We start from the raw sequence: 4,691 nt of genomic DNA, 5'->3' as shown, positions 1-4,691 counted from the left end.
GGCGCCAACGGACCACGAAGCCGCCAGTTCCACGGACTCAGTCGCCTTTCCCGACTCAACGTCGAAAAGACGCGTCGGCATACCGGCGCGCGCACAAGCCCATGCGACTTTGGTGCCCATGACGCCGGCGCCGATGATGGCGACGGGCCGTGCCGGATCGAAACCAGGTAGGTTGTTGCTCATCACCCGCCCCAGACAGCCGCGAACAGGCGAAGGAAATTGCCGCCGAGGATTTTCTCGATCTTGGTTTCGGACCAGCCGCGACGTCCCAGATCTTCCGCCAGTCTCAGCAGGCGCAACGGCTCGTTGTACTCAGGGACGAAATTGAAAACATCCGCCGCTTCACCAGGCGCGGCGATGCCTTGTTGCGCGCGACGCTCGAAGAACTCACGTTGCGCGCGAACCGCAGCCTCATCGGTAGCTGCCGCGGAGATCGTGCCGTCCGTGCCCAAGCCAACATGATCCTCACCGCAAACATTGACCGCATGCTCCAGATGCCGAATCAAGTCTTCAGCACGAGCCTGGCCTGACGCGCGCAAGAACGGCATGAAGTAAATTCCGGCGACGCCGCCTTTGTCTGCCAGCGCTTTCAACGACCGGTCATCGGTATTGCGCGGAACATCGACCAGCGCGCGACAACCCGTGTGCGTGATGGCCAGCGGACCTTTGCAAGCTTCGATGCCTTCGCGAATGGTGCGCGGTCCGGCATGACTCAAGTCGAGCAACACTCGCAGCTTATTGATCTCGGCAATGGCTTGACGCCCGAGCGTGCTCAGTCCGCCGTCGGCCGGCTCCAGACATCCGTCAGCCATCAGATTGCGACGGTTATAAGTGAGCTGAAAAATGCGCACGCCCAGATTGCGAAACAGGGTCAAGCGACTCAGGTCGCCTGCGAGCATGCTGGTGTCTTGAAAGCCATAAATCAGGCCCAGGCGTTTGCTCGTGTTGGCCGCACGGAGATCCGCCGCGCTGAGCACTTTCATCAAAAGATCTGGATGCGCGGCAATCTCGCCTTCAATATTGGCGATCTCTCGAATCGCCGCATCATAAGCATCGGGGCTGTTGCCCACCTCGCCGACAGTGAGATTGACTGCGGTCACGCCCGACGCCTTGATGTCCGCTAGCGATGCCGCACCGAAGCCATCTGGACCACCCAGCGCATCGATCACCACCGCTCGGCGATAACGTTCGACGGAATAGCCGCCTTTCGCACTAGAGCCCATTGCAAATGCCGGCGCAGTGACGAGGCCCGCGGCAGCATAGGAAATAAAATCACGTCGTGTGTGCATCGTCAGTTCCCCCTGTTCTTGATTTCGTTAATCAGCCGAGCCGGCGACCGAACTGTTTCCGAACGGCGTGATTCCTTGCGCCTGCAAGATCTCACGCGACTTGAACATCGCGTTGCCCTTGAACACCTGCTCGACTCTGCGCAACGCGGCCAGGTCTTGCGTCGGATCCCCGTCCACCAACATCAGATGCGCCTTCTTGCCGACCGTCACCGAGCCGAGCTCCGCTTCACGCCCTAAATGCCGAGCCGGTTCGAGTGTCGCCAGCCGCAGCACGTCAGCGTTGGAAATTCCGGCGCGGGCATAGAACTGCAGCTCGCTGATCAGTGCGAACCCGGGCAGCGAAGTATCCGTGCCGGGCAGGATCCGTACTCCCCGATCATGCATTCGCTTGATGAGTTTCAGCGCCACCTCGCCGGTACGACGAAAGGCTTCTTCCTTGCCGTTGTTGTAACTGACATCCGCAATCTGGTCGCGACGCATGCCGGCGGGCAAGTGATCCGCATAGGCGCGTGCGCTCGGGATAACTTCGCCCGCTCGCGACTCATACATATTCATGAAGATCGCCAAGGTCGGGTCGTGGGCCACGCGGCGTTCGAGCATCAGGTCGATGAACTTCTTGGCCGGCGGTCCATCGAGGTCGATGAGCCCGCCACGTTCGCCGGTCGCAATGAAACGTTGCGGCGTTCGGGTGTCGATGCTCCAGTCGCCAATCAACTGCAACAGCATCATGTTGATGTGAGTCAGCTCGCTGTAGCCATCGCGAATGGCCTGCTCCGGGCTCATGAAGGAAGGAATGTGGCCCGCCACGCCCAGATGCAACGAACGCGCCTCTTTGGTCAGCACAGGCACCCATTCCGGGTCGATGGAGCTGTAGAGCTTGATGCCGACAGCGCCTTCTTTGGCATACGCACGCTCAGCAGCACGCGCCTCATCTAGCGTCGCGGCCAGCCTTCCGGTGGGAGCAGAGAACGGACTGCGCTTGTCGATGAAGCCCATGGAATAGATATCGGGTGAAGCAACCGTGCCCGCCGCGATCTCCGCTCGGAGCTGCACTAAATAAGGCGGATCGTTGCCCATGTCTCGCACGTTCAACACGCCACTGGCGATGTAGTGCAGATATTGATCGGGCCCGATGTGACCGTGCATGTCCCAGAGAGATGGCATCAGCGTCTTGCCTTTCGCATCGACGATGTGAGCGCCTTTCGGTGTCGACAGCTTCGAGCCAATGTCGGCAATCAACCCATCGCGTACCAGCACCGACGTAGGCTCGCTCAGCCGACCCGTCGACACATCCAGCACGCGGGCGTTGACGATGACAATGGGCTGCGAGATCGTGTGACGAAAGCGCTCGGTCTGCGCGCTGATGTGTTTCGCTAGCTGCGCCTCCTGCGCCGCCTTGATCGACGGCAAATGCTCCTTCCAACCATCGCGGAGGACGGCGAACCAACCGTCGTTGTATCCGACCAGCGTTTGCTGCTCATCCAGCCACACATGCACCGGCATGAGGTCGAGTCCCGAGATGGCGTACAGCGTCGCCTTGCGCGACTTGCCCTCTACCGAGAATGTTCGGGTTTCGAGTGACTCGATGCGCGCCTCGCCAGCGGGCAACAGCTTCAGCTGATGATTGGGTTGCGCCAGTAGCTCCCGAGCCAGCTGCCCACGAAACTCCGGCGGTTGATTCACTGGATAGTAAATGTAGCCGGGCCGCACCGGCGCCGTACCCCGCTCCAGTGTCGAGCGCCAACTTGCATTGCCGGCCTCGATCGTGAAGCGCTCGTCGACCTTGCCCTTGGAATAGTTCACGCCGGTGGCAGTGAAACCGGTCAGCCGGCCTTGGCCATCGACGCTCATCTCCGCCGTCAGATCGGGACCGCGACCGCGATCGTTGAAACTCCAGTGCACCGAAATGCGGTCCGCGGCGACCTTTACCTGCTGCGCTCCGGAAGGCTCGCCTGCGGTGAACCAAATGTAGTCGCGTTGTTCAGGGCCTTCGGCAGCCTGCGCTGCACTTCCCATCATCATCAACAACAGCCAGCACGGTGAAAGCTTGGATCGGCGGATCATGCTCATGGGTCCTCTGGTTTTAGGGCTTGCCAGATGTGATGTGTTATCACATCCTAGGCCGCCGTCCGAAGGCGCGTCAAGATGCGCCCCGGCCGGCACTTCACGGCTCGATATACTGGTAGGAATGAAACGTAAAACCGCCGCTGCCTCGACCATTCAGCGCCCGAAGCTCGGTAGTTGGCCCCGCCGCAGCACGCGCACCGTGGAAAAGGCAACCATTCATGAGCAGATCTATGGGGAGCTGCGCACCGCCATCATGTGCGGCACCTTCGCCCCGGGTGAGATCGTCACCATCCGCAATCTCGCGACTTCGTTCGGCGTCTCTCCCATGCCGGTGCGCGATGCGCTGGGTCGTCTGGTAGCAGAGCGCGCGTTGGAGATGCCGAACTCACGCACGTTCCGGTTGCCTCGCATGACCTGGCAGGAATACATCGAGCTGTGCGAGTTGCGCGCGCTGATCGAAGGCTATGCACTCGAACGTGCTCACAACACCTCCCCCGCCACCGATCTGGATGAAAGCGAACGGCTCAACGAGCTGTACGCCAAATCGGTAAACCAAGGCAATTACGCCGACGCATCGGTGCGCGGGCTGCGCTTCATGTTCTCGCTGTACTCGGGCGGTTCGGCGGACGCCATCGTCATGCCGCACATCGAGAAGCTCTGGTTGCGTAGCGGCCCGCTGCTGCCGCTACGCCATCACTTGATGTTTGCTCTGCCCGGCGGCAAGGAAAAGCAGATAGACCTGCACCGCGCCGTCATCGCCGCGCTCCGCGCCAACAAAGTCAGCGCGGCTGTGGAGTTGTTCCGCAGCGATCTCAAAGACAACTACCGGCTGTATTTGGCAGAGAAGGACTTTCGCGATTCAGCCTGAGGGGTCAACTTCAGCACCACGATGTCGTAATCCGGGCCACCGAACGACGCCTGCAACGGCTTTACCAGCGGGAAGTCCGTGGATTGGGTCAGACCAGTGACGAACACATTGCCCTTGGCATCCACAGCGACATCTTCGAAGTCGTCCAGGCCGCTGCCGCCCAAGTAAGTAGAAAAAGTCAGCGACGAACCCGTGGGGTCGAGTTGCGTAACAAAGCCATCGGACTCACCTCGCAACGTTGCCTGAACTGGCCGCACCACCGGATAGTCAGTCAGACTGGTGCCGCCCACGATACAAGCGCGCCCCGCTCCATCGACGGCCAGGCCGGCGATATGACCCAGGCCCCACTCCGCACGCCAGTCAGTCGGCTTCGCAGTTCGACCGGTGTCGGTCACGAAAGTCGAGTAGATCAGTGTGCGCTGTGATGGATCGATCTTAGTGACGAAGAACACCGCCGACGCGCCGGA

The 4,691-nt window shown here is 60.8% G+C and carries 5 protein-coding genes; 1 reads left to right on the top strand and 4 read right to left on the bottom strand.

The window, feature by feature from the left end; genetic code table 11:
* The 3 genes from JNL55_RS03475 to JNL55_RS03465 all read right to left on the bottom strand — a co-directional run.
* Positions 1-183, bottom strand: a 183-nt coding sequence (locus JNL55_RS03475) for a 3-hydroxyacyl-CoA dehydrogenase NAD-binding domain-containing protein (RefSeq protein ID WP_293849300.1), incomplete at its 3' end; no start/stop codon positions are given.
* A complete protein-coding gene (locus tag JNL55_RS03470) occupies positions 183-1,289 on the bottom strand; it encodes a dipeptidase (protein WP_293849297.1) in 1,107 nt (368 codons plus the stop codon). The genes JNL55_RS03475 and JNL55_RS03470, both read right to left, overlap by 1 nt.
* A gap of 27 nt (positions 1,290-1,316) precedes the next feature.
* Positions 1,317-3,353 carry an amidohydrolase family protein gene (locus JNL55_RS03465; protein ID WP_293849295.1) on the bottom strand — a complete coding sequence of 679 codons (2,037 nt, stop codon included), beginning with the start codon at positions 3,351-3,353 and terminating at the stop codon, positions 1,317-1,319.
* A 124-nt stretch (positions 3,354-3,477) separates the two neighbouring features.
* Between JNL55_RS03465 and JNL55_RS03460 the strand changes: the two genes are divergently transcribed.
* The gene (locus tag JNL55_RS03460) at positions 3,478-4,224 is read left to right on the top strand and encodes a GntR family transcriptional regulator (protein ID WP_293849292.1); all 747 of its coding nucleotides are present in this window, start codon (positions 3,478-3,480) and stop codon (positions 4,222-4,224) included.
* Here the strand turns inward: JNL55_RS03460 and JNL55_RS03455 are convergent.
* Positions 4,179-4,691 (bottom strand): SBBP repeat-containing protein (locus JNL55_RS03455; RefSeq protein WP_293849289.1); only part of this gene is annotated, 513 nt, incomplete at its 5' end. The two genes, JNL55_RS03460 and JNL55_RS03455, sit on opposite strands and share 46 nt — an antisense overlap.

The organism is Steroidobacter sp. (genome assembly GCF_016790065.1).
GTDB lineage: Bacteria > Pseudomonadota > Gammaproteobacteria > Steroidobacterales > Steroidobacteraceae > Steroidobacter.
This window is presented reverse-complemented; position numbering and strand designations above follow the sequence as displayed.

Bases quoted from the DNA above. Each gene is read 5' to 3' on its own strand.
- JNL55_RS03470 (WP_293849297.1), bottom strand. From the start codon at position 1,289: ATGCACACACGACGTGATTTTATTTCCTATGCTGCCGCGGGCCTCGTC.
- JNL55_RS03465 (WP_293849295.1), bottom strand. From the start codon at position 3,353: ATGATCCGCCGATCCAAGCTTTCACCGTGCTGGCTGTTGTTGATGATG.
- JNL55_RS03460 (WP_293849292.1), top strand. From the start codon at position 3,478: ATGAAACGTAAAACCGCCGCTGCCTCGACCATTCAGCGCCCGAAGCTC.